Raw genomic sequence first — 22487 nt, 5'->3', positions numbered from 1 at the left:
CCGCACTCTGCCGCCGGGATCGCAGATTTCCCGGGAGGGCCATCGATGGACCAGGCGTGGCGCGAGGGCGCGGTGCGGACGGCGCGCCATACCAGCTTCACCCTGGAATGCGGCCCGGCCGACGGCCCGCTGCTGATCTTCCTGCATGGCTGGCCGGAGCTGTCGTTCAGCTGGCGCCACCAGCTGCCCTGCTTCGCCGCCATGGGCTTTCGCTGCGTCGCGCCCGACATGCGCGGCTATGGCCGCTCCTCCAGCCACCCCGCGCCCTCCGACTACGCGCTGGAGCCGATCACGACCGACATGCTGGAGCTGCTGGCGGGGCTGGGGCGGGAGCGGGCGGTCTGGATCGGCCATGACTGGGGCAGCCCGGTGGTCTGGAGCCTGGCGGCGCACCACCCGGGGCGGTGCCTCGGCGTGGCCAATCTCTGCGTGCCCTACATCCCCGCGGGCTTCACCCTGCCCAACCTGGTCGCGCTGGTCGACCGCCGCACCTACCCGGCGGCCGAATATCCCGCCGGGCAATGGGACTACCAGTACTTCTATGAGGAGAACCCGGCCCGGGCGCGGGCGGTGTTCGAGGCCGACGTGGATGCGACGGTGCGCGCGCTGTTCCGCCGCGGCAACCCGGCGGCGCGCGGCAAGCCCGGCCGGACCGCCACCATCCGCCGCGACGGCGGCTGGTTCGGCGGCGCCGACCGTGCCCCCGACGTGCCGCTGGACGAGGCGGTGCTGACCCCGGCCGACCACGCCCGCTACGTCGCCGCGCTCACCCGCAGCGGCTTCGCCGGGCCGGATTCCTGGTACCTCAACCACGCCGCCAATGCCGCCTATGCCGCCCGCGCCCCGGCGGGCGGCCTGCTGGCCATGCCGGTGCTGTTCCTGCACGGTGCCTACGACACCACCTGCGAGACCATGGACAGCGACCTCGCGCAGCCGATGCGGCAGGCCTGCGCCGACCTGACCGAGGTGGTGGTGCCGTCGGGCCACTGGATGGCGCAGGAGCGGCCCGCGGCGGTGAATGCCGCGCTCGCCCGCTGGCTGGCGCAGCGCGTGCCGGCCGCCTGGCCGGGCTGAGCGCGGCGCTGGACGCCGCCCCGCGGCTCTGGTCTGCTCCCGCGAAACGGGAGGAACCGAGGCCATGCTGCCGCTCCGCCGGCGCGCCCTGCTGGGCGCCCTTGCCGCCGCGCCCGCCATCGCCCGCGCCGCCGAGCCGGCGCCCGCCCCCTGGCCCTCCCGCCCCATCCGGCTGATCGTCGGCTACCCCGCCGGCGCCTCCACCGACCTCTGCGCCCGGATCCTGGCCGAGGACATGCGCGCCCGGCTCGGCCAGCCCGTGCTGGTGGAGAACCGACCCGGCGCCAATGGCAGCCTCGGCGCCGCCGCGGTCGCCGCGGCCGAGCCGGACGGCCATACCCTGCTGCTCAGCAACACCAGCACCATGACGGTCAACCACCTGCTCTACCGCGACATCCGCTACCACCCGCTGAAGGACCTGCTGCCGGTCGCCTCCATCACCCTCAGCCCCTTCATCCTGACTACGTCACCGAAGAGCCCGCGCACGAGATCCATCCGCACGGTGGCCGAGCTGCTGGCCCTGGCCCGCGCCACCCCGGGCGGGCTCAGCTACGGCTCCGGCGGCAACGGCAACCTGCAGCACCTCTACATGGAGCAATTCGCCGGCCTGGCCGGGATCAGGCTGCTCCATGTCCCCTTCCGCGGCGCCGCCCCGGCGGAGAACGCGCTGCTCGCGGGCGACGTGGACCTGGTGCTGCAGACGCCCTCCGCGGTGCCGCTGATGCGCTCCGGCGCCCTGACCCCGATCGCCGCCACCGGCGCCACCCCCTGGCGCGACCTGCCCGAGGTGCCGACCCTGGCGGAATCCGGCTTCCCCGACCTCGTCTTCACCTTCTGGAACGGGCTGGTCGCCCCGGCCGGGCTGCCGCCGGCGGTCCTCGACCGACTTGTCGGGCTGCTGGAAGCGGCCGCCGCGGCGCCCGCCACCCGCCAGCTCCTGCTCAGCCAGGGGGAGGTGATGGTGCTGCGGCCGGAGGCCTTCCGCGCCCGCATCGCCGCCGACATCGCCCGCAACGCCGCGGTCATCCAGGCGGCCGGGATCGAGGTGCAATAGGCCGCCGATGCCCCCCCTTTCCCCGGAACCGCCGCTGCGCCAATTTGCCGGGATGACCGCCTCCATCGCGCGCTGAGTCGATGCCCGATCCCGCCGTGGACCAGGCCCATATGGCCGCCGCCCTCAGCATCGCCCGGCGCGGCCTCGGCAATACCTGGCCCAACCCTGCGGTCGGCTGCGTGCTGGTGCGGGCCGGCCGGGTGGTCGGCCGCGGCTGGACCCAGCCCGGCGGCAGGCCGCATGCCGAGACCGAGGCGCTGGCCCGGGCCGGCGACCTCGCCCGCGGCGCCACCGCCTATGTCACGCTCGAGCCCTGCTCCCATTGGGGCCGCACCCCGCCCTGCTGCGACGCGCTGATCCAGGCCGGCGTGAAGCGGGTGGTGGTGGCGACCGGCGACCCCGACCCGCGGGTCGATGGCCGCGGGCTGCAACGGCTGCGGGACGCCGGGGTGATCGTCGAGCTGGGCCTGGGCGGCGCCGAGGCCCGCGCCATCAATGCCGGCTTCGCCCGCCGCATCACCAAGGGGCTGCCGCTCGTCACCCTGAAGCTGGCGACGACGCTGGACGGCCGCATCGCCACCGCCGGCGGCGAGAGCCAGTGGATCACCGGCCCCGAGGCGCGCCGTGCGGCGCATGCCATCCGCGCCCGGCACGACGCCATCCTGGTCGGCAGCGGCACGGTGCTCGCCGACGACCCAGAGCTCACCGCGCGGCTGCCGGGGACCGCCCGGGTCCCGCTGGCGCGGGTGGTCGCCGATGCCCGGCTGCGCACGCCGCTCGACAGCCGGCTGGTCCGCACCGCGCGGGATGTGCCGACCTGGATCGCCACCCGCACCAACCAGCGGCCCGGCGTCCTCGCCCCCTATATCGAGGCAGGGGTGCAGATCCTCCCGGTGCCGCGCACCCGGCCCGGGCTCGACCTCGGCGCCCTGCTCGGCGCGCTGGCGCAGCGCGGGGTGACCCGGGTGATGGCCGAGGGCGGGGCGGGGCTCGCCGCCGCCCTGCTGCGCGGCGGCCTGGTCGACCGGATCGCCTGGTTCCATGCGCCGGGAATCATGGGCGGGGACGGGCTGCCGGCGGTCCAAGCCTTGCCGCTGGCCGCGCTTTCCGCCATGCCACGCTTCCGCCGGGTGGCAGGCCGTCCCGTCGGCGCCGACTGGCTCAGCGAATTCACCCGCGAGGAGGACGGTTAGCCATGTTCACCGGGATCGTCACGGACCTCGGCACGGTGCGGGAGGTCCAGCCGCTCGGCGACGGCAACGACATGCGCCTGGTGATCGGCACCTCGCCGGCCTTCCTGGCGGAGCCGGCCGCGGCCGTCATCGGCGCCTCGATCGCCTGCTCCGGCTGCTGCCTGACCGCCGTGCAACTGGGCGGCGACTGGTTCGCGGTCGATGCCTCGGCCGAGAGCCTGTCGAAGACCACGCTCGGGCTGCTGCGCGCCGGCAGCCGGATCAACCTCGAACGCTCGCTGCGCCTGGGCGACGAGCTGGGCGGGCACCTGGTCTCCGGCCATGTCGACGGCGTCGCCGAGGTGCTCTCGGCGGTGCCGGAGAATGCCTCCGTGCGCTGGCGCTTCCGGCTGCCGCCCGGTCTGTCGCGCTTCGTCGCCGAGAAGGGCTCGGTCGCGATCGATGGTGTATCGCTGACGGTGAACGAGGTTGACGGGGACGTGTTCGGGGTCAACATCATCCCGCACACCGCCGCCGTCACCACCTTCGCCACCCTGCAGCCGGGCGGCCGGGTGAACATCGAGATCGACACCCTGGCGCGCTACGTCGCCCGGCTGGTGTCGGCAGACCAGGGCGCCACCGGCGTTCGCTAGAGGAATCCGAGCATGACCGCCGCCGCGCCGCAACGCGTCAATTTCTCCGATTTCATCAGCCCGACCGAGGAGCTGATCGAGGAAGCGCGCCGCGGCCGCATGTTCATCCTGGTCGACGACGAGGACCGCGAGAACGAGGGCGACCTGGTCATCCCCGGGCAATTCGCCACGCCCGACGCCATCAACTTCATGGCCCGCTTCGCCCGCGGCCTGATCTGCCTGGCGATGACGCGGCACCGGGTCGACCAGCTCGGCCTGCCGCTGATGGCCGCCGCCAACGGCACCCGCCACAGCACCGCCTTCACGGTCTCGATCGAGGCGAAGGAGGGCGTCACCACCGGCATCTCGGCGGCCGACCGGGCCCACACCATCGCCACCGCGATCAACCAGGAGCTGGGCCGCGAGCATATCGTCACGCCGGGCCATGTCTTCCCGCTGCTGGCGCGCGACGGCGGCACGCTGGTCCGCGCCGGGCACACCGAAGCCTCGGTCGACATCGCCCGCCTGGCCGGCCTCAACCCGTCCGGGGTGATCTGCGAGATCATGAACGACGACGGCACCATGGCCCGCATGCCGGACCTGGTCGCCTTCGCCCAGCACCACGGGCTCAAGCTCGGCACCATCGCCGACCTGATCGCGCATCGGCGGCGCACCGAACGCCTGGTGCGGCGGGTGCAGGAAGGCCAGATCGACCATCCGATCGGCGGCGACTGGCGGCTGGTGGTCTATGCCAACACGCTGGAGTATGCGGAGCACCTGGCGCTGGTGAAGGGCGACGTCTCGGCTCCCGGCCCGGTGCATGTGCGGATGCATGCCGCCAACCTGCTGCACGACATCGTCGCCGGCGACGGCACCGAGGACCTGCACGACGCCATGCGCATGATCGGCGCGGCCGGCCGCGGCGTGGTGGTGGTGATCCGCGACTGGCGGCTCACCAACATGAGCGAGCAGGTGAAGCGCAACAAGGATCGCCGGGTCTCGCCGCCCGAGATCCGCGACTACGGCATCGGCGCGCAGATCCTGGCGGATCTGGGCGTCCGCGACATGGTGCGGCTGTCCAACAACCCGCGGCCGATCGTCGGCCTCGAGGGCTACGGGCTGCGGGTGGTCGAGACCCGGCCGCTGACCAGGACGAACAAGGACAAGGCATGAGCACGATCGACGCGCCGGAGCGCGCGGCCCAGCCGATCCCGGGCCCGGCGCCGCGGCTGCTGACCATCCAGGCGCCCTATTACGACCAGGTGGTCGGCGGCATGCGGCGCGGCGCGGAACGCGTCTTCGCCGAGGCCGGCGCGCTGCACCAGACGGTGGACGTGGCCGGCGGCTACGAGCTGCCGGCGGCGCTGCGCATGGCGCTGGCGCAGACCGCCGAACGCTATGACGGCTACCTGCTGCTCGGCGCCGTGGTGAAGGGCGAGACCGACCACTACACCTTCATCTGCGACGCCATCTGCAACGGCGTGATGCGGATCAGCGCCGAAACGGGGGCGGCCATCGGCTTCGGCCTGCTGACCGTGGACACGCTGCAGCAGGCGATCGCCCGCGCCGCGGACGACAAGCACAACAAGGGGGCCGAGGCGGCGCATGCACTGCTCGGCCAGGTGGCGCTGCGGCGGCGCTGGGGCCTCTGATGCCCGCGCAGAAGACCGAACTCAGCGAGCTCGACCGGTTGCGGGCGGAGCACGAGGCGGAGCAGCGGGCGCAGCAATCGCCGGCGCCCGCGCCGCAGCCGCGCCCGGCCCCCGCCGCGCCGAAGCCGGGGAAGAAGCCAGGCCCGCCCAAGCTGCGCGGCCGGCCGCGCACCGGCGCCCGCGTCGCCGCGGTGCAGGCGCTGTTCCAGAGCGAGCAGAACAACGAGGCGGCCGAGGCCGTCGTCAGCCAGTTCCAGCGGCATCGCCTGGGCACCCAGCCGGGCGACGGCGGCTACGAGGAAGGCCGGGCGCCGGAGGCCGACGCGCCGCTGTTCGCCGCCATCGTCATGCTGGTGGCGAAGGACTCCGAGGCGGTGGACAAGCTGGTCGCCGCGCATCTGGATGCCGCCTGGCCGCTTGCCAAGCTCGACCCGGTGCTGCGCGCCCTGTTGCGGGCCGCGTGCGCCGAGCTGCGCGAGCCGGTCGCCACCGCGCCGCCGGCCAAGGTGCTGATCAACGAGTACCTCGACATCGCGCATGGCTTCTTCGGCGGCGACGAGCCGCGCTTCGCCAACGGCGTGCTGGACGCCATGGCCCGCAGCCTGCGGGCGGCCGAATTCACCGGCCCGCCGCGCCGCCGCGGTGGCTGAGGATCCGGTCTCGCTACCCGGCGAATTCGCCCTCATCGCCCGGCATTTCCGCCGGCTCGCCGGGCCGGGCGCGCTCGATCTCTCGGACGATGCCGCGCTGCTCGACCCGCCCGCTGGCCGGCAGCTCGTGCTGGCGGCCGATGCCATGGTCGCCGGGGTGCATTTCCTGCCCGACGACCCGCCGGAGACGATCGGCCGCAAGCTGCTGCGGGTGAACCTCTCGGACCTAGCGGCGATGGGGGCGGCGCCGCTCGGCTACCTGATGACCACGGCGCTGCCGCGCGACCTGCCGGCGGACTGGCTGGGCCGCTTCGTCGACGGGCTGGCGGCCGACCAGGCCGAATTCGGGCTCTCGGTGCTGGGCGGCGACACGGTCTCGACCCCGGGGCCGGTGGCGCTGTCGCTGACCATCCTCGGCACCGTGACGCCCGGGGCGGCGCTGCGGCGGGGCGGGGCCAGGCCGGGCGATTCGCTCTGGGTCTCGGGCAGCATCGGCGACGGGGCGCTCGGGCTGCTCGTGCTGCAGGGCAAGCTGCCGGCGGATGCGGCGGGGCACCTGGCGGAGCGCTACCGGCTGCCGCGGCCGCGGCTGGCGCTGGGCCAGGCGCTGGCGGGTCTGGCACGGGCGGCGATGGATGTCTCGGACGGGCTGGTGCAGGACCTCGGCCATCTCTGCCGGGCGGCCGGCTGCGGCGCGGTGCTGCGGTCCGCCGAGGTGCCGCTCTCGCCGGCCGCCGCGGCGCTGGTGGCGGCCGACCCGGCGCTGCTAGCGCTCTGCCTGACCGGGGGCGACGACTACGAATTGCTGTTCGCCGCGCCGCCGGAGGCCGATGCCCAGGTGCTGCAGCGCGCCGCCATTGCGGGAGCGCCGGTCACGCGGATCGGGCGCTTCGAAGCTGGGCCTCCCGAAGTTCACGTGCCGGATACGACCGGGATGCCGCTCCGCTTGCCGCAAGGCGGCTGGAGCCATTTCTGACGCCGCGCCGGTGCCGGCGAATCCGGAAGGATGGCTGGGGGTCCGGGGGAATGCCTGCCCCCGGCCTCGTTTCCCCTTACCGCAGCGTCCCCGAGCCGCCACCCGGCGCGTTGCCGCCGCCGGTCTGCAGGTTCGACCCCGGCCCGAACCGGCCGACATTGCCGAACAGCGCCTGCAGCAGGGTCCGGTCGTTGCCCGGGGTCGGGGTTTCCCGCGTCACCATGGTGACGGCCTGCGCCTGGTCCTCGCCGACCCGCTTGATGTCCTGCACCGTGCCGCGGGCATCGAAGGTGATCACCACCGTTTCCTGGTCGGTCACCGACAGCGCCCGGCCCGGCCGCTGCCGGGTCTTGCTGCTGATGTAGTACCAGACGCCATCGCCGAAGGTGCTGGTCTGGGTCGGCGAGCCGAGCACCGCCTGGACATCCTGCCGGGTCTGCACGCCCGGCGTGATCTCGGACAGCTGTTCATCGGTGATGCGGTTGCCGCGCTGGATGGTCGGCGCCTGGAAGAAGCTGCAGCCGGGCAGGGCCAGCAGGGCGACGAGGACGAGTGCCGTGCCGCGCGAAGCGCGCGGACGGCGGGGCGGCGCGTTGACCGGGCGGGAGGGGCGATCCATGTCTTTGCGCGAATGCCACCTCGCCGCGGCATGGTCAACCTCGCTGCGGCATCACCGACCGTAAGGACCCCGCCGCCATGGGCCTCTCCGCCCTGTTCCGCCGCAAGCCGCATGAGCGGGCCGGATTCGAATTATATGGCAGGGCGGTCACCGCTGCCCGTGACCCCTGGTTCTTCGGGACGCTCGGGGTGCCGGATTCCCTGGACGGCCGCTTCGACCTGGTCGGGCTGCACGTCGCGCTGCTGATCCGCCGGCTGCGGAAGGACCCCGACAAGCGCGGCGCGGTGCTGGCCCAGGCGGTGTTCGACGCCATGTTCGCCGACATGGACATCAACCTGCGGGAGATGGGGGTCAGCGACCTGGCCGTCGGCCGCCGGGTGCGGGCGATGTGGGAGGCCTTCCATGGCCGCGCCCAGGCCTACGAGGCCGCGGTCGAGGCCGGCGATGCCGCGGCGCTGGCCGCCGCCCTGCAGCGCAATGTCTGGCGTGCCGAAGGCGCGGCGAGCCCGGCGGCCGGCCTGCTCGCCGCCCGGGCGCTGCAGGTCGCCGCCGCCCTGGCGGAGCAGCCGCTGGCCGCCCTGCTGCGCGGCGAGGTCCGGTTCCCGGCCCCGGAGGTGTCCGCCGATGCCGCCTGAGGCGCCCAAGGGGCCGATCGAATTCTCCCGCCCGCTGCCGCTCGGCCGTGTCGGGCCGGAGGGACGGACCGAAGCGCTGGTGGCGACCGCGGCCGAATGCGCCGCGCTGGCCCGCCGATTCGGCATCCTCGGCGTCGACAGCCTGCGCGCCACGCTGCGGCTGGAGCCGGATGAGGACGGTGCCGTCGTGGTGACCGGCCGGCTGGAGGCGGCGGTGGTGCAGGCGTGCGTGGTGACGCTGGAGCCGGTGCCGCAGCGGGTCGCCGAGGAGATCGTCTGCCGGCTGCTGCCGGCCGGGCGGGAGCCGGCGGAAGGGCCGGACGACCCTGACGAGATCGAATGCGCGCACGACGTGGCCGACCTGGGGGAGGTGGTGGCCGAGCAGCTCGCCTTGGCGCTCGACCCCTATCCGCGGGCGGCGGGGGCGGAATTGCCGGCCGAGGCGACCGACGATTCCGCCGGAGCCTTCGCCGCGCTCGCGGCGTTGCGCCGCAAGGTCTAGAAGGGCCCGCGGCCGGCCGGTCCGGGCCGTGATGCTTGCGTGTGGGGGGGGCTGGTGCTACAGCCGCCCGCTCCCGCAGAACCCTGCTGTTTGTGACAAGAAAGGCTCGGCACCATGGCCGTTCCGAAGAAGAAGGTTTCGCCCTCCCGTCGCGGTATGCGCCGGGCGCATGAGGCGCTGCCTGCCCAGGCACATGCCGAGTGCCCGAACTGCGGCGAACTGAAGCGCCCGCATCATGTCTGCAGCTCCTGCGGTCATTATGACGGTCGTGAAGTGATCGCCGCCGACGCCGTGAAGGGCGTGGTCCGCACCTGAGCCGCCGGGCCCCGGCCGGCAAGGAATCGCAGATCGTGTCGCACGCTTTCTCCCTGGCGATCGACGCCATGGGGGGTGACAACGCACCCGACATCGTCCTGGACGGGATGGAGCTTGCCGCCGAGCGGCATCCCCAGGCCCGCTTCCTGCTGGTCGGCGACGAGGCCCGCATCGGCGCGATGCTGGCCCGCCGCCCGCGGGCGGCCAAGGTCTGCATGATCCGCCACGCGCCGGACGTCATCTCCTCCGAGATGAAGCCGACCGCGGCGCTGCGGCAGGGCCGCAACAGCTCGATGCGCATCGCCATCGACAGCGTCGCCGCACGGGAATCCGCCGGCGTCGTCTCGGCCGGCAATACCGGCGCGCTGATGGCCCTGGCCAAGATCGTGGTGAAGTCGCTGCCGGAGATCGACCGGCCGGCGCTGGCTGCCATCATGCCCTCGGCCCGCGGCGACGTGGTCATGCTCGACCTCGGCGCCAACGTGGCGTGCGATGCCCGCAACCTGGTCGAATTCGCGGTGATGGGCGAGACCTTCGCCCGCGCCGTGCTCGGCCTGACCACGCCGAGCTTCGGCCTGCTCAATGTGGGCTCCGAGGAATTGAAGGGCGACGACCGGGTCCGCGCCGCGGCCGACATCCTGCGCGAGAGCCATATCGGCAGCGGCTTCCACGGCTTCGTCGAGGGCCACGACATCACCGCCGGCACCGTCGACGTGGTGGTGACCGACGGCTTCACCGGCAACGTCGCGCTGAAGACCGGCGAGGGTGCGCTGAAGCTGATGCGCGACCTGCTGCGCCAGGTCTTCACCAGCAGCGTCCCGGCGCGGCTGGGCTACCTGCTGGCGCGGCCGGCGCTCGACCGGCTGCGCGAGTGGATGGACCCGCGGCGCTACAACGGCGCCATCCTGCTCGGCCTGAACGGCGTGGTGGTCAAGAGCCACGGCGGCACCGATGCGCTGGGCTTCGCCCATGCGGTCGACGTTGCCATGGACATGGTGACGCACCACTTCAACGACCGCATCCGCGAGGGCCTTGCCCGCCTATCCACCGTGCCGGCCGCGCCGCTGGCGCCCGCCCGGCCCTAGGGATCGAGACCGCCATGGTGACCCGCGCCATCATCGCCGGCTGCGGCGGTTACCTGCCGGAACGCATCGTCACCAATGACGGGCTGGCCGAGGCCTTCGGCATCGAGACCTCGGATGCCTGGATCGTCGAGCGCACCGGGATCCGCCAGCGCCATATCGCCGCCCCGGGGGAAACCGCCTCCTCGATGGGCGCCGCGGCGGCGCGCCGCGCGCTCGACCGCGCCGGCATCCCGGGCGAGGCGGTGGACCTGGTGGTCTGCGCCACCGCGACGCCGGACAGCGCCTTCCCCGCGACCGCGGTCCGCATCCAGGCGGCGCTGGGCTCCACGCGGGGCTTCGCCTTCGACATCTCGGCCGCCTGCACCGGCTTCGTCTATGCGCTGGGCATGGCCGAATCGCTGATCCGCACCGGCCAGGCACGCTGCGCCGTGGTGGTGGGGACCGAGGTCTTCTCCCGCATCCTCGACTGGACCGACCGCGGCACCTGCGTGCTGTTCGGCGACGGCGCCGGCGCGGTGGTGCTGGTGGCCGGCGAAGGCCGGGGCGATGCCAGCGACCGCGGCATCCTGTCCACCCACCTGCACTCCGACGGCCGCTTCGGCGACATCCTGCTGGTCGATGGCGGGGCGGGCTCGAACGGCGAGGCCGGCCGCCTGCGCATGGCCGGCAAGGAGGTCTTCCGCCACGCCGTCTCCAAGCTCGCCTCGGTGGTGGATGAGGCTTTGGCGGCGAACGGGCTGGCGCAGTCCGATATCCGCTGGCTGATCCCGCACCAGGCCAATGCCCGGATCATCGACGCGATGGGCAAGAAGCTCGGCCTGCCGCGGGAGCGCGTGGTGGTGACCGTCGACCGCCATGCCAATACCTCGGCCGCCTCCATCCCGCTGGCGCTGGCCGATGCCGACGGCCGCGGGCTGATCGAGCGCGGCGACCTGATGGTGCTGGAAGGCATCGGCGGCGGGCTGACCTGGGGCGCGGCGCTCGCCCGCTTCTGAGGCCGCCCTTCAGACGGCGCTCGGCTCGGCCACCTTCGGCTGGGCCAGCAGCAAGGCCCGGGCCGCGGTCCCCCGCAGCGGCCGGCCGAACAGCCAGCCCTGGCCCTCGGTGCAGCCATCGGCGCGCAATTGCTCGAACTGCTCGGGGGTCTCCACCCCCTCCGCGCTGGTCCGCATGCCGAGGCTGCTGCCGAGGCCGGAGATGGCACGCACGATCGCCCGTGCATCGCCGCGCTTCTCCAGGTCCCGCACGAAGGACTGGTCGATCTTGATCTTGTCGAAGGGGAAGCTGCGCAGGTAGCTGAGCGACGAGTAGCCGGTGCCGAAATCGTCCATCGAGATGCGGATCCCCAAGGCCCGCATCCGGTGCAGCACCGACATGGTCTGCGCGGTATCCTGCAGCATGATCGATTCCGTCACCTCGATCTCCAGCCGCGCGCCGGCGAGGCCGGACTCGGCCAGGGCCTCGGCCACCGCGTCGACCAGCCGCGGGCTGCCGAATTGCACGGCGGAGACGTTGACCGCGACCGAGACCCCGGGCGGCCAGCCTGCCGCCTCGATGCAGGCCGTCCGCAGCACCCATTCGCCGAGCGGCATGATCAGCCCGGTCTCCTCCGCCAGGGGCACGAAATCGGCGGGGGAGACCAGCCCGCGTTCCGGGTGGTGCCAGCGCAGCAGGGCCTCGAAGCCGGTGATCCGGCCGGAGGCGAGGTTGATCAGCGGCTGGTAGAGCAGGTGGAATTCGCCGGCCGCCAGGGCATGGCGCAGGTCGAGCTCGAGTTGCCGCCGCGCCTGCATGCGGGCATCCATCTCCGGCTCGAAGAAGCGCCAGGTGCCGCGGCCATCGGCCTTGGCGCGGTACAGCGCCAGGTCGGCCGATTTCAGCAGCAGGTCGGCGCTGCCGCCATCCTGCGGCGCGAGCGCGATGCCGACACTGGCGCCGACCACCACCTGGTGTCCCTCGATCACGTAGGGTTCGGCCAGCTCGGCGATCAGCCGGCGGGCCAGGGCGGTGGCGGCGTCCGGCTGCGCCAGGGTGGCCTGGATGATGGCGAATTCGTCGCCGCCGAGGCGCACCACGGTGTCGGTCTCCCGCACCAGGGCGCGCAGGCGGAGGGTGACGGCGCGCAGCAGCTCGTCCCCGACAGGGTGACCCAGGGTGTCGTTCACCGCCTTGAAGCGGTCGAGGTCGAGGCAGAGGACGGCGAATTGCTCGCCCCGCCGGGCGCGGGCCAGCGCTTCCTCCATCCGGGTGCGGAGCTGGGCGCGGTTGGGCAGGCCGGTCAGCGCATCGTGCCGCGCCATGTGCTCGACCCGCGCCTCGGCCGCGCGGCGCTCGGTCATGTCCTGGAAGGTCAGGATGCAGCCGCCGCCCTCCAGCGCCCGGCCGGCGACCGCGACGATGCGGTCGCCGCGCCGCTCCTCGAAGGCATAGGCGCTGCCGGGGGCGAAGATGCGGCGGCGCGCGGCATAGACCTCCTCCGCATCGGCGTCCGGGAAATGCCCGGCGGCAGTGCAGGCGGCGACCACCTCGGCATAGGACATGCCGACCCGCAGGCTGCCGGGCGGCAGGCTCAGCACCGCGTTCAGCCTTGCATTGGCGACCACCAGCCGTTCCGCGGCGTCGTACATCGCCAGGCCCATCGGCATGTTGTCGAGCGCTGCCTCGAACCGCCGGTTCTGCGTGCTGAGCGCCTGCACCATGGCTTCGAGCCGGGCATTGGCGGCGGCCAGTTCCTCGGCCATCAGCCCCATGGCGCGTTCGGTGCGGCGGCGGTCGCGCTCGGCCTCGGCATAGGCGGCGCCGACCTGGGCGCCGAGCCGGGCGAGGTCCACCGCGCCGGCGGCATCGGTCGCGCGGGCCAGCTGCCTGGCGAAGAGCCGGTGCTGCGGGAGGGGGGACATGCGGGTCAGGCCGTTTCCGAGAGCAGGGTGATGGTCATGGTCTGGTTGTGCAGCTCGGCGGTGCCGGAGGCCGGGTGGGGAGCGATCTCGCCATAGGAGTAGAAGCCGAGGCGGCGGACCCCCGGCGGCAGCCGGCCGGCCACGGCCTCGATCTCCTCGTGCGTGGCCTGGCCCAGCAGCAGGCGGCGGCCGATGCAGCTGACCAGCAGCGCCACGCTGTCGCCCGGTGCGCGGACGCCGCCCGCCGCCCGGGCCGCGGCCTCCGCGGCGCCTGCGGTCAGCCGCTCGGCGCCGCCGCGCATGAGTTGGGCGGCCCAGCCCTCCGGCACGTCGCCGGCGAAGGTCATGCTGCGCGCCGTCCGGTCGATGGCCAGCAGGGTGCGGACCACGTCGTGGTCCGGCTGGTCCGGGTGCCAGACCCGCAGCGGGTAGAACAGCCCGGTGCCGGGCAGCCCGGCGGCTTCCTCCCCCAGGTAGCGTTCATAGAGGTCGAGCGCCGGGGCGCCGTCCAACTCGCGCAGGATGTTGCCGGCCGACCGGGTGACGCGGCGGACCGGGCCGAAGGCCTCCCAGCCGCCGGCGCTGCCATGGGCCAGGCGCAGCGCGTCGCCATAGAGGCCGATGGTGGCCACCAGGCCCTCCTGCGGCGGATGGTCGCCGGCGCCGACCAGGGTGGCGCGGAAATGCGGGCCGTCCCCGGCCAGGCCGCCGGTCACCGGCACCTGGGGACCGAGCGCCGCGACCAGGCCCTCGACCAGCGCGCTGCCGTTCACCCGCAGCCCGTCGGCGAGGACGAAGACCCCGGCGAGGTCCGGCGCGGCCAGGGCCCGGCCGAGCGACGCGCCGCAGCGGCGCGACTGCGCCGGTACGCAACCGGGCTCGACCGCCAGGCGCAGCCCTGTGGCGCGGAAGGCCATGGCGAGGGCGGCGACGCCGTCATCCTCCACCTCCTCGCCGCGGATCTGGCCGCCGGTGCTGCAGCCCAGCACCAGGGCGCCCGGGTAGGCAGCCCGCAACTCCCGGTGCCGGGCGCCGTCCGCCAGCGCGTCCCGCGCGCCGAAATAGAGCACCAGCCCGGCCGCCGGGCCGATGGGCTCGCCGCCCCGCCAGCCGGTGGCCGGGGTCCAGACCTTCTCCTCGCAGCGCATGCGCATCCTCCGCCAGCCGCCGGGCCGGGCCGGGTCGGCAGGATGCGCCGCGAGGGGATAAGGCCCGGTTAGCGCCGGGACGATGGTACGAGGCAACCCGAAGGCCACGCCCGGCCAGCTTCGATGCGCCGCTGCGATCCCGCGCTTGACCACCGCAACCGATGCAGGTTTCTTAGGTCGGATAAGGGCTTGCGGGACCCAGTTGCACATGAACACGCTGACGCGTGCCAGCCTTGCGGAGGCGATCTACAGCCAGGTGGGGCTGTCGCGGAACGAATCCGCGGCGCTGCTGGAAGCCGTGCTCGACCGCATGGCAGGCGCCCTCGAGGCCGGGGAGGCGGTGAAGATCTCCGCCTTCGGCACCTTCATGGTGCGGCAGAAGGGCCAGCGGGTCGGCCGCAACCCGAAGACCGGCATCGAGGTGCCGATCCTGCCGCGCAAGGTGCTGTCCTTCCGTCCCTCCCAGGTGCTGAAGGCGCGGATCAACGGCCAGGCCATGGCCGACGGGGACGACGAGGCGTGAGCCGGGCTTGCCGATGACCGACGACAGCGGCGAGGCCCAGCGGCTGCGCGCCCGCAAGGCGCCGACCGCCTTCCGCACCATCTCCGAGGTGGCGGACGACCTGCATATCCCGCAGCACGTGCTGCGCTTCTGGGAGACCAAATTCCCCCAATTGAAGCCGCTGAAGCGCGGCGGCGGCCGGCGCTACTACCGGCCGGAGGATATCGCCCTGCTGCGGCGGATCTCCGACCTGCTCTACACCCAGGGCTATACCATCAAGGGCGTGCAACGGCTGCTGCGCGAAGGCGGCCTGGCCGAGGGCGAGCAGGAATCACCGCCGGGCGAGCCCGAGGCGCCGCCCGGCAGCGTCAAGGCGGTGCTGGAGGAACTCGAGGAACTGGCCGAGGAGCTGCACGCGCTGGCCGGGCGGTAGGCCGCCGCGAACGGGCAGCCCTGGCGTCGCGCGGCGACGGGGTCGTTGCAATCACCGGCCGGGATGGACAAAGCTGGTCGTCGGAGCGCGGCCGTGCCGGCCGCAACGGGAGCCAGCATGCAGATGCGCCGCGCGGCACGGCCCGCCGAGACGATTTCGGCCGCGGCCGCGGCTTCCCTGGTGCGCTCCGGCATGTGGCTCGAATACGGCGGCATCTACAGCCAGCCGGACCTCTTCGATGCCGCGCTCGGCGCCCGCATCCACGAATTGCGGGACCTGACGATCCGCAGCGCGCTGACCCTGCGGCCGCGCGCGCCGATCGAGGCCGACCCGGCGGGCGACCACGTGCAGCTGGTCAGCCTGCATTTCGGCGGCTACGACCGCAAGCTGCACGATGCCGGGCGCTGCCACTACCTGCCCGTCAACCTCGGCGAGATCCCCGACTACTACCGGCGCTTCATCGACCCGGTCGACATCGTCATCCTGAAGTGCTGCCCGATGGATGCCGCCGGGTTCTTCAACTTCAGCGCGGCCAACCTCTACTACCGTGCCTTCATCGAGCGCGCCCGGCTGGTGATCGTCGAGACCTCGACCACGCTGCCCTATGCGCATGGCGTGGCGAACGGCGTCCATGCCAGCGAGGTGGACTACGTCATCGAGGGCGACAACGCGCCGGTGCCAACCCTGCCCAACCCGGCGGCGACGGCGGTCGACCAGGCGGTGGCGGGGTTCATCACCGCCGAGATCGAGGATGGCGCCTGCCTGCAGATCGGCATCGGCGGCATGCCGAACGCGGTCTGCGGGCTGCTGGCCGATGCCGGGGTGAGGGATCTCGGCATCCATACCGAAATGCTGCCGGACGGGCTGGCCGAGCTCTACCGCAAGGGGCTCGTCACCGGCGCGCGCAAGGCGCTCGACCCCGGCAAGGTGGTCTATACCTTCGCCGTCGGGTCGGAAGCGCTGTACCGCACCATCGACCGCAACCCCGACCTGCTGTGCAACGCGCTCGACTATACCAACATGCCGCATGTCATCATGCGCAACCCGCGCGCGGTGGCGATCAACAGCACCACGCAGGTCGACCTGACCGGGCAGGCGGCGTCCGAGTCGGACGGCAACCGGCATATCTCCGGCACCGGCGGCCAGGCGCAGTTCGTCCGCGGCGCCTATGCGTCGGAAGGCGGCAAGTCCTTCATCTGCCTTCCCTCCACCTACGACAGGCGGGGTGCCCGGCGCAGCCGGATCGTGCCGCACCTCACCCCCGGCAACACCGTCACCACCACCCGGGCGGACATGATGTACGTGGTGACCGAATACGGGATGGTGAACCTGAAGGGCCGCTCGGTGCCGGAGCGGGTGCGGCTGCTGATCTCCATCGCGCATCCCGACTTCCGCGAGGAGCTGGAACGCGCGGCGCATGGCATGGGACTGCTGCCGCGCGCCCGCTAGAGCAGATCGTGGCCGGGCGTGAACGCCCGGACGCGTGAATCTGCTATTAAAACAAAGAGATACAGCGGTGCCGCGTTCACTTTCGAACGCAAACCGCTGTAGAGCGCGATGGCTTGAGGCGGAGTCGCCGAAAGGCCTGGATCGCGCGACCCAACGGACGCTAGCCCATCCGGATCGCGGTCAGGTCCTGGATCCAGTGCTGCGCCTGGACGAAGCCCTTCACCTTCGGGCTCATCGCCCGCGGGTTCATGTCGTGCACCACGAACAGCCAGGTGGCGTCCTCGACCATCCTCGCATGCAGTTCGGCCAGCAGCGCGTCCTGCTTCTCTGGGTCGAATTCGGCCCGCACCGCGGCGCAGAGCCGGTCGAATTCCGGCACCCTCGCATTGCCCCAGTTGTTGCCGCGCGGCGGGATCTTGGTGCTGTCCAGCGTGCTGAGGAAGCCGAAGTCGGGATCGACCCAGGACCAGGAATTGTTCAGCCCCGAGATGCCCGCCTGGTCCGGCATCTGCGCGCCCTGGCCGCGCCGCTGGGTCATGGTGGACCAGTCGATCACCTCGAAGCCGACCTCGACGCCGACCGCGCGCAGCATCTCCTGCATCGCCTCGTTCATCAGCTGCGGCTGCATCTGCCCTGACCCCGAGGCGCTGATGGTGACGCGCAGCTTCAGCGGCCTGGCCGGACCGTAGCCGGCCTCGGCCAGCAGCCGCTTCGCCTCGGCCGGGTCGTAGCGGATCTGCCAGGCGGGCTTGCCGAACCAGGGGTGGCCGGGGGGCACGTTGCCGACCGCGGGCTTGCCGAAGCCCTGCAGCAGGCCGGCGATGCCGTCCCGGTCGATCGCCAGGTTGAGCGCCCGGCGGACCCGCAGGTCGGCGGTCGGCGCGCCCTCGACCCGGGAGAGGAACCAGGGCCAGGTATGCTGGTAGGTGTTGGTGACGATCTGCATGCCGGCGGATTTCAGCCGGGCCGCGGCGTCGGGCGGCGGCGCCTCGATGAAGTCGACCTGGCCGGAAAGCAGCGCCGCGGTGCGGGTATTGGCGTCCGGGATCGGCAGCAGCACCAGGCGGTCGGTCTGCGGGATGCGCGCCTTGTCCCAATAGTCGGGGTTGCGCAGCAGCTCGAGCCGCTGGCGCGGCACCAGCCGGTCGAATTTCCACGGCCCGGTGCCGGAGGGGGCGCGGACATAGGCGTCCCAGCTCCGCCCCACCTTCTCCCACTGCGCCGGGGAGGACATCATGATCCGCCCGAAGTAATAGGGCACCATGGCGTCCGGCAGCCTGGTGGTGATCGCCACGGTGAAGGCATCGACCTTCTCGACCGAGGCGATGGCGTTCAGCCGACCGAAGGTCTGCGCCGCCTGCCGCGGGTCGTAGTGCGGCGCCTGCGGGTCCATCAGCTTCTGCATGTTCCAGACCAGCGCATCCGCGTCGAACCGGCTGCCGTCGTGGAAGCGCGCGGCCTGGTGCAGCCTGAAGGTCCAGCGCCGGCGATCGGCCGGATCGGCCTCCCAGCTCCGCGCCAGGCCGGGGATCAGCCGGGTCGGCCGGTCGGCGCGGGAGAGGTCCCAGTTCACCAGCGTCTCGTGCAGCGTGCAGCCGGCGAAGCGCCAGCCCTCGCCACCCTGGTCGGTCTGCCCGCCGAGATAGGGGATGTCGGACAGCGTCATGGCGACGCGCAGCACCGTCTCCGCCTGGGCGCCGGCGGGGAGGGCCGAGGGGAGGGGAAGCGCGGCGGCGCCGGCGAGGAGGCCGAGCTGGCGGCGACGGAGCCTCATGGCCGCACCGCGAAGGCGCTGGCGGGTTCCAGCCCGGCCGGCAGGTCCTGCGGCTGCCGGGCGATGCCGGCCCGCATCCGGCCGGCGGCGGCGACCAGCCGGGCGGTCAGCGCCGGGTCCGGCAGGTCGATCCCGGCGCGCAGCAGCATGGCCTGCGCCTCGGCCTCGGTCATCTCGGACATGCTCGATCCTCCTTGCGGGAGGCCGGCCGATTCACGCCTTCGCGCCTGGCGGCGCTGTGGCGATCGGACGGCGTAAGCGCGGCCGGCCGATTCACGCCTTCGCGCCTGACGGCGCTGCGGCGATCGGACGGCGTAAGCGCGGCCGGCCGATTCACGCCTTCGCGCCTGGCGGCGCTGCGGCGATCGGACGGCGTAAGCGCGACCGGCCGATTCACGCCTTCGCGCCTGACGGCGCTGCGGCGATCGGACGGCATGGTCGTCATGCGGGCAGCCGGCGCCAGTGGCCGGTCGCCTCCTCGAAGGCATGGGCGACGCGCAGCAGCACCGGCTCCGCGCAATGCGGCGCGACGAGCTGCAGCGAGAGCGGCAGGCCGGCGCTGTCGAACCCGGCGCAGATGCTGGCGGCAGGGTGGCCGGACACGTTCAGCACGCAGGTGGCGCTGGCCATCATGTACTCCTGGAACCGCGCCTCGCCCTCCGACCAGCGCGGCACCCGGGTCAGCACGCAGGGCATGAGCACGGCATGGCAGGGCCGGATGGCGGCATCCGTCGCCTCGGCCATCTGCCGCCGCCAGCGCTGCGCGGTGACGTAGTCGGCGCCGGAGACGCCCATGGCGCCGAGGAATTTCTCCTGTAGGGCATGGCCCATCAGGGGGAATTTCGCCCTTATGTCGGGGCCGTGGATCGACAGCGCCTCGGCCGAGGAGATCGGCCGCATGCAGTCGCGGTACTGCTGCACGGAATAGGGCAGGTCGACTTCGACCAGCTCGGCGCCCAGGTCCCGCAGCACGGCGACCGCCGCCTCGAAGGCCGCGGCCACCTCCGGGTCGGCCGGGAAGTCGCGCTCGTGGAAGCGGCGCAGGATGCCGATGCGCAGTCCCATGATCCCGCCGGCGATGCCCTGCGCGTAATCCGGCACCGGCACATCGAGGCTGGTCGGGTCGGCCGGGTCGTGGCCGGCGAGGACGTTCATCGCCAGCGCCGCATCGCGCGCCCGCCGGGTGAGCGGCCCGGCGACGTCGAGCGTGTAGGCATTGGGCAGGATCCCCGCCCGGCTCAGCCGGCCATAGGTCGGCTTGAGGCCGTGCAGCCCATGCGCCGCCGCCGGCAGCCGGACCGAGCCGCCGGTATCCGACCCCAGGCCGAGGGCGCAGAAGCCGGCGGCGACGGCGACGCCGGTGCCGTTGCTGGACCCGGCGGTGTAGTAGTCCGGGTTCCAGGCATTGTTCGGGGCGGGGATCGGCAGGTCGTCCTGCAGGTCGCCCAGGCCGGTGCCGTATTCCCAGGTATTGTGCTTGCCGATCAGGATGGCGCCCGCCGCCTGCAGCCGGGCATGCAGCGTCGCATCGGTGGCCGGGACATTCTCCCAGCGGGCGCGCGAGGCGGCCGTGGTGCGGATCCCCGCCGTGTCGTAATTGTCCTTCAGCCCGTAGGGGATGCCGTGCAGCGGGCCGCGCGGGCCCTGCCGCGCGATCTCGGCCTCCGCCGCCCGGGCCGCGGCCATGGCGGTGTCGCCCAGCACGGTGATGTGGGCATGCAGCGCGCCGTCGCGCGCGGCGATGCGGTCCAGTATCGCGGCGGTGAGCTCGACCGGGGAGAGGGCGCGGCGGGCGATCAGCGCGGCGGCCTCGGCGATGCCGAGGCGGGCGGGATCGGTCGCCTGGTGCAGGTCCGGCATCAGCGATGCCGGTCGTGGGTCTCGAGCGGGCGCAAGGCAACCTCCCCGGGCTGGGCCAGGCCGGCGACATCGCGTTGCTCCCGCAGCGCAGCATCCGCCCGAAACGAAGCGCGGCGCAAGGGGGATACCGCGCGGCCCTGCCGCGTTGCCGTCGCTTTGCCAAGGGAGGATGCCCATGCCCAGCACGCCGGTCGCCGAGACGCGCCTGCCACCCGCCCGCCCGAGCCGGGCGGAGGCCGAAGCGGCCGTCCGCACCCTGTTGCGCTGGGCCGGCGACGACCCGGCGCGGGAGGGGCTGCTGGACACGCCGGCCCGCGTCGTCCGGTCCTACGAGGAATTCTTCGCCGGCTACGCGATCGACCCGGTTGCCTTGCTGGAGCGGACCTTCGCCGAGACCGAGGGCTATGACGAAATCGTGTTGCTGCGGAACATCCGGCTGGAAAGCTACTGCGAGCACCACATGGTGCCGATCATCGGCGTCGCGCATGTCGCCTACCTGCCGGAGCACCGGGTGGTCGGGATCAGCAAGCTGGCCCGCGTCGTGCACGCCTATGCCAAGCGGCTCCAGATCCAGGAGAAGCTGACCGCGCAGATCGCCAATACGATCGAGGCCGTGCTGCGGCCGCGCGGCGTCGCCGTGGTGATCGAGAGCGAGCACCAGTGCATGACCACCCGCGGCGTGCACCAGCACGGCGCCTCCATGGTCACCAGCCGGATGCTGGGTGCCTTCCGCGACGATGCGAATACCCGGCGGGAGCTGATGGCGCTGCTGCGGACGGGGAGCTGAGGCATCGGGGAAGGCAAGGCCAGGGAGGAAGCATCCTCCCTGGACCCTCCTCTATTTTTCCGAGTCGAGACCTGCCGCGCGGCAGGTGCCGACCCAGAGAAAGCAAAAGAGGGGTCTGGGGAGGAAATGCTTTTTCCTCCCCAGCCTTGCCTTCCTGCCCGGCAGCGTTCGCGCCATCCTGGCACCGCAGCAGGAGCCTGGCCGCATGCAGATCGACGACCCCACCGTGATCGCGGAGGCGCGCGCCGTCTTCGACCGCTACGAGCGCGCCATCGCCGAGAACGACACCGCGGTGCTGGACGACAGCTTCTGGGCCGATCCGCGCACGGTGCGCTTCGGCACCACCGAGATCCTCTATGGGATCGAGGCGATCCGCGCCTTCCGCGCCGGGGTCGCCCGTTATGCGCCGCGCGCCATCCGGAAGGTCCACATCACCGCCTTCGGCCAGGATGTCGCCTGCACCCATCTGGAGTACCAGCGCACGGATACCGGCCTGGTCGGGCGCGAGACCAAGATCATGGCGCGCATCCCCGGGCTTGGCTTCAAGGTCGTCTCGGCGCATGTCTCGCTGCTGGCGGGCACGGATCCCGGGCGCGTGGCGAAGGCATGACGGTCCGATGACCGAAGCGCCGCAGGGCGCGGCGGTCTGAATCGGATCGCCGGAAACAGCATCCGATGACCGAAGCGCCGCAGGGCGCGGCGGTCTGGATCGGATCGTCGGAAACAGCATCCGGTGACCGAAGCGCCGCAGGGCGCGGCGGTCTGGATCGGGTCGTCAAACACAGGAGCAGGGCGATGGCGGGCAGGGTCGAGGCACGGCTGGCGGAACTGGGCATCGTGTTGCCGGCCCCGGCGGCGCCGGTGGCGAACTACATCCCCTACAACCTCGCCGGAAAACTGGTCGTCGTCTCGGGCCAGATCCCGCTGCGGGAGGGCAAGATTGCCTTCACCGGCAAGCTCGGCGCCGGGGTCTCGATGGAGGACGGCCGGGCCGCGGCGCGGCTCTGCTTCGTCAACCTGGTCGCCCAGGTGAAGGCGGCCTGCGGCGGCGACCTGGACAAGGTCACCCGCGTCGTCCGGCTCGGCGGCTTCATCGCCGCGGGACCCGACTTCACCCAGCATGCGGTTGTGATGAACGGCGCCTCCGACCTGGCGGTCGAGGTCTTCGGCGAGGCCGGGCGGCATGCCCGCACCACCATCGGGGTGCCCTCGCTGCCTGGCGACGCGGCGGTCGAGGTCGAGGGCATGTTCGAGATCGCCTGACCCGC

Annotated in this window: 24 protein-coding genes and 1 pseudogene; 19 read left to right on the top strand and 6 right to left on the bottom strand. The window is 72.7% G+C overall.

The window, feature by feature from the left end; translation table 11 throughout:
• The first annotated feature begins 45 nt into the window (after positions 1-45).
• From ACFQS7_RS25110 to thiL, 8 genes are all read left to right on the top strand, one after another.
• On the top strand, positions 46-1074 hold the full coding sequence (locus ACFQS7_RS25110) for an alpha/beta fold hydrolase (protein ID WP_380069893.1): 1029 nt from the start codon (positions 46-48) through the stop codon (positions 1072-1074).
• A gap of 64 nt (positions 1075-1138) precedes the next feature.
• Complete coding sequence (locus ACFQS7_RS25105) at positions 1139-2128, top strand: Bug family tripartite tricarboxylate transporter substrate binding protein (RefSeq protein WP_380069892.1); 990 nt, start codon at positions 1139-1141, stop codon at positions 2126-2128.
• Positions 2129-2208: 80 nt separating this feature from the next.
• A complete protein-coding gene (ribD, locus tag ACFQS7_RS25100) occupies positions 2209-3321 on the top strand; it encodes a bifunctional diaminohydroxyphosphoribosylaminopyrimidine deaminase/5-amino-6-(5-phosphoribosylamino)uracil reductase RibD (protein ID WP_380069891.1) in 1113 nt (370 codons plus the stop codon).
• 2 nt (positions 3322-3323) lie between these two features.
• Complete coding sequence (locus ACFQS7_RS25095; protein WP_380069890.1) at positions 3324-3953, top strand: riboflavin synthase; 630 nt, start codon at positions 3324-3326, stop codon at positions 3951-3953.
• Positions 3954-3965: 12 nt separating this feature from the next.
• Positions 3966-5105, top strand: coding sequence for a 3,4-dihydroxy-2-butanone-4-phosphate synthase (gene ribB, locus ACFQS7_RS25090; RefSeq protein WP_380069889.1), 1140 nt, complete (start codon positions 3966-3968; stop codon positions 5103-5105).
• Positions 5102-5584, top strand: a complete 483-nt coding sequence (gene ribH, locus ACFQS7_RS25085; RefSeq protein WP_380069888.1) for a 6,7-dimethyl-8-ribityllumazine synthase — start codon at positions 5102-5104, stop codon at positions 5582-5584. Before ribB ends, ribH begins: the two co-directional genes overlap by 4 nt.
• Positions 5584-6234, top strand: a complete 651-nt coding sequence (gene nusB, locus ACFQS7_RS25080) for a transcription antitermination factor NusB (RefSeq protein ID WP_380069887.1) — start codon at positions 5584-5586, stop codon at positions 6232-6234. The genes ribH and nusB overlap by 1 nt, the downstream gene beginning before the upstream one ends.
• A complete protein-coding gene (gene thiL / locus ACFQS7_RS25075) occupies positions 6227-7210 on the top strand; it encodes a thiamine-phosphate kinase (RefSeq protein WP_380069886.1) in 984 nt (327 codons plus the stop codon). The genes nusB and thiL overlap by 8 nt, the downstream gene beginning before the upstream one ends.
• 76 nt (positions 7211-7286) lie before the next feature.
• Here the strand turns inward: thiL and ACFQS7_RS25070 are convergent, their stop codons facing one another.
• Positions 7287-7829: an outer membrane protein assembly factor BamE gene (locus ACFQS7_RS25070; RefSeq protein WP_380069885.1), complete on the bottom strand. Its 543-nt coding sequence runs from the start codon at positions 7827-7829 to the stop codon at positions 7287-7289.
• A 77-nt stretch (positions 7830-7906) separates the two neighbouring features.
• Between ACFQS7_RS25070 and ACFQS7_RS25065 the strand changes: the two genes are divergently transcribed.
• The 5 genes from ACFQS7_RS25065 to ACFQS7_RS25045 all read left to right on the top strand — a co-directional run bounded on the left by ACFQS7_RS25065 (position 7907) and on the right by ACFQS7_RS25045 (position 11361).
• Positions 7907-8464: a ubiquinol-cytochrome C chaperone family protein gene (locus ACFQS7_RS25065; protein ID WP_380069884.1), complete on the top strand. Its 558-nt coding sequence runs from the start codon at positions 7907-7909 to the stop codon at positions 8462-8464.
• A complete protein-coding gene (locus ACFQS7_RS25060; RefSeq protein WP_380069883.1) occupies positions 8454-8966 on the top strand; it encodes a YceD family protein in 513 nt (170 codons plus the stop codon). Before ACFQS7_RS25065 ends, ACFQS7_RS25060 begins: the two co-directional genes overlap by 11 nt.
• A gap of 114 nt (positions 8967-9080) precedes the next feature.
• Positions 9081-9281 carry a 50S ribosomal protein L32 gene (rpmF, locus tag ACFQS7_RS25055; RefSeq protein WP_380069882.1) on the top strand — a complete coding sequence of 67 codons (201 nt, stop codon included), beginning with the start codon at positions 9081-9083 and terminating at the stop codon, positions 9279-9281.
• A gap of 35 nt (positions 9282-9316) precedes the next feature.
• On the top strand, positions 9317-10366 hold the full coding sequence (plsX, locus tag ACFQS7_RS25050) for a phosphate acyltransferase PlsX (RefSeq protein WP_380069881.1): 1050 nt from the start codon (positions 9317-9319) through the stop codon (positions 10364-10366).
• A 14-nt stretch (positions 10367-10380) separates the two neighbouring features.
• A complete protein-coding gene (locus ACFQS7_RS25045) occupies positions 10381-11361 on the top strand; it encodes a beta-ketoacyl-ACP synthase III (RefSeq protein ID WP_380069880.1) in 981 nt (326 codons plus the stop codon).
• A 9-nt stretch (positions 11362-11370) separates the two neighbouring features.
• Here ACFQS7_RS25045 and ACFQS7_RS25040 read toward each other — a convergent pair whose 3' ends face one another.
• Together ACFQS7_RS25040 and ACFQS7_RS25035 are read right to left on the bottom strand one after the other, a co-directional pair.
• Positions 11371-13266 carry a putative bifunctional diguanylate cyclase/phosphodiesterase gene (locus ACFQS7_RS25040; protein ID WP_380069879.1) on the bottom strand — a complete coding sequence of 632 codons (1896 nt, stop codon included), beginning with the start codon at positions 13264-13266 and terminating at the stop codon, positions 11371-11373.
• Between the two features lie 5 nt (positions 13267-13271).
• Positions 13272-14420 carry an FIST signal transduction protein gene (locus ACFQS7_RS25035; protein WP_380069878.1) on the bottom strand — a complete coding sequence of 383 codons (1149 nt, stop codon included), beginning with the start codon at positions 14418-14420 and terminating at the stop codon, positions 13272-13274.
• 202 nt (positions 14421-14622) lie between these two features.
• Between ACFQS7_RS25035 and ACFQS7_RS25030 the strand changes: the two genes are divergently transcribed.
• From ACFQS7_RS25030 to ACFQS7_RS25020, 3 genes and pseudogenes are all read left to right on the top strand, one after another.
• Positions 14623-14937, top strand: coding sequence for an integration host factor subunit alpha (locus ACFQS7_RS25030; protein WP_380069877.1), 315 nt, complete (start codon positions 14623-14625; stop codon positions 14935-14937).
• A 13-nt stretch (positions 14938-14950) separates the two neighbouring features.
• A pseudogene (locus tag ACFQS7_RS25025) lies at positions 14951-15227 on the top strand (MerR family transcriptional regulator); the annotation flags it as partial.
• 239 nt (positions 15228-15466) lie between these two features.
• Complete coding sequence (locus tag ACFQS7_RS25020) at positions 15467-16798, top strand: acetyl-CoA hydrolase/transferase family protein (protein WP_380069876.1); 1332 nt, start codon at positions 15467-15469, stop codon at positions 16796-16798.
• Between the two features lie 160 nt (positions 16799-16958).
• On the opposite strand, the gene ACFQS7_RS25015 is transcribed toward ACFQS7_RS25020, so the two are convergent.
• The 3 genes from ACFQS7_RS25015 to ACFQS7_RS25005 all read right to left on the bottom strand — a co-directional run bounded on the left by ACFQS7_RS25015 (position 16959) and on the right by ACFQS7_RS25005 (position 20432).
• Positions 16959-18572: an ABC transporter substrate-binding protein gene (locus ACFQS7_RS25015; protein ID WP_380069875.1), complete on the bottom strand. Its 1614-nt coding sequence runs from the start codon at positions 18570-18572 to the stop codon at positions 16959-16961.
• On the bottom strand, positions 18569-18754 hold the full coding sequence (locus tag ACFQS7_RS25010) for a hypothetical protein (RefSeq protein ID WP_380069874.1): 186 nt from the start codon (positions 18752-18754) through the stop codon (positions 18569-18571). The genes ACFQS7_RS25015 and ACFQS7_RS25010 overlap by 4 nt, the downstream gene beginning before the upstream one ends.
• 259 nt (positions 18755-19013) lie before the next feature.
• The gene (locus tag ACFQS7_RS25005) at positions 19014-20432 is read right to left on the bottom strand and encodes an amidase (RefSeq protein WP_380069873.1); all 1419 of its coding nucleotides are present in this window, start codon (positions 20430-20432) and stop codon (positions 19014-19016) included.
• A 175-nt stretch (positions 20433-20607) separates the two neighbouring features.
• Between ACFQS7_RS25005 and folE the strand changes: the two genes are divergently transcribed.
• From folE to ACFQS7_RS24990, 3 genes are all read left to right on the top strand, one after another.
• Positions 20608-21219, top strand: a complete 612-nt coding sequence (gene folE, locus ACFQS7_RS25000) for a GTP cyclohydrolase I FolE (protein WP_380069872.1) — start codon at positions 20608-20610, stop codon at positions 21217-21219.
• 205 nt (positions 21220-21424) lie between these two features.
• Positions 21425-21829, top strand: a complete 405-nt coding sequence (locus ACFQS7_RS24995) for an AtzH-like domain-containing protein (RefSeq protein ID WP_380069871.1) — start codon at positions 21425-21427, stop codon at positions 21827-21829.
• Positions 21830-22014: 185 nt separating this feature from the next.
• Entirely contained in the window at positions 22015-22482 is a 468-nt protein-coding gene (locus ACFQS7_RS24990) for a RidA family protein (RefSeq protein WP_380069870.1), read from the top strand.
• Positions 22483-22487: the final 5 nt, after the last annotated feature.

The sequence above is a fragment of the Dankookia sp. GCM10030260 genome, assembly GCF_042666655.1.
GTDB lineage: Bacteria > Pseudomonadota > Alphaproteobacteria > Acetobacterales > Acetobacteraceae > Paracraurococcus.
The sequence above is the reverse complement of the archived record's forward strand: the minus strand, read 5'-3'. Positions and strand labels throughout refer to the sequence as shown.